The organism is Curtobacterium luteum (assembly GCF_001475545.1).
Taxonomy (GTDB): domain Bacteria; phylum Actinomycetota; class Actinomycetes; order Actinomycetales; family Microbacteriaceae; genus Curtobacterium; species Curtobacterium luteum_A.
Genome location: NZ_LDQC01000150.1, coordinates 1 through 931, shown reverse-complemented (window position 1 = coordinate 931; position 931 = coordinate 1). Strand labels below are relative to the sequence as shown.

Below are 931 nucleotides of genomic sequence, written 5' to 3'. Positions count from 1 at the left end.
GGCGCCCACGTGAGCGGAAGCGGCCGCCGGACTCCGGCGCGTAGGCCCGGTACTCGTCGAGTCCGAACCCGATGCGACCGTTGGCGGCGACGAAGGCGGGGTGGCCCTCGGTCATCGCGGCCTCGGCGTCCTGGAACGACGCCGCGACGTCGCCGTCGGTCCGGCCCCGGGCGAGCTGAGCGGCGGACGGCCCACCGCGGCGGTGCTTCGCGGCGGCGCTCGCGAGGGTCGACGCGATCTCCTCGAGGTAGGTGCCGAGCAGCTCGTCGGGGATACCGAGCGCGTCGTGCAGTGCGAGGACGAGCTCCTGCGCGTCGAGCGGCGCCGGGCGACCGCCGCGCGTTCGGGTGAGGGACGACTCGTCGAGGGACCAGTGCTCGAGTGCGTGCACCCGGGCCCGGAAGCGGTAGGTCGAGTCGCCGGCGTCGAGCGCCCACTCCTCGCCGTCCGGTCGCGGACGGATCAGTCGCTCGTGGGTGAACTCGGCGATCGCCTTCGCGACGAGGTGCCGCTCGGCCGGTTCGAGATGCTCGGGACGGAGGTGGGCGGCCGGTCCGTCATCGCCCGCGACCCCGATCCGCGCTGTGTCGAGGACGGACAGCAGGGCCCGCTTGCCGTCGACGTCGACCACGCGGAGCGCCCGGAACCCGACCTCGGCGTTCTTCCGCTGCACCGCCGTGTTCCGCACGTCGGGCTCGACGACGACCCGGCGAGCGTCGAGTGCGTCACGGCAGTGCTCGACGACGGCGCGCATCACGGCACTGGTCAGTCCGTGCACGCGGCCGCCGTCCGACGAGCCGGGCGCGGGCGGCGGTGCGACGAGCAGGTGCATCCCGACGTCCCCGGGCTCCGCGTCCCACACGTCGGTCAGCAGGACCGAGGCCGGGTCGTACGTCTCGGCGTACGCGATCGGTGCACCGTGCCGGCGCAG

The 931-nt window shown here is 74.5% G+C and carries 1 protein-coding gene; it reads right to left on the bottom strand.

All coding sequences use genetic code 11. From position 1 onward, the window contains the following. A partial coding sequence (locus tag NS184_RS16780) for a GNAT family N-acetyltransferase (protein WP_152998299.1) occupies positions 1 to 931 on the bottom strand: 931 nt, incomplete at both ends.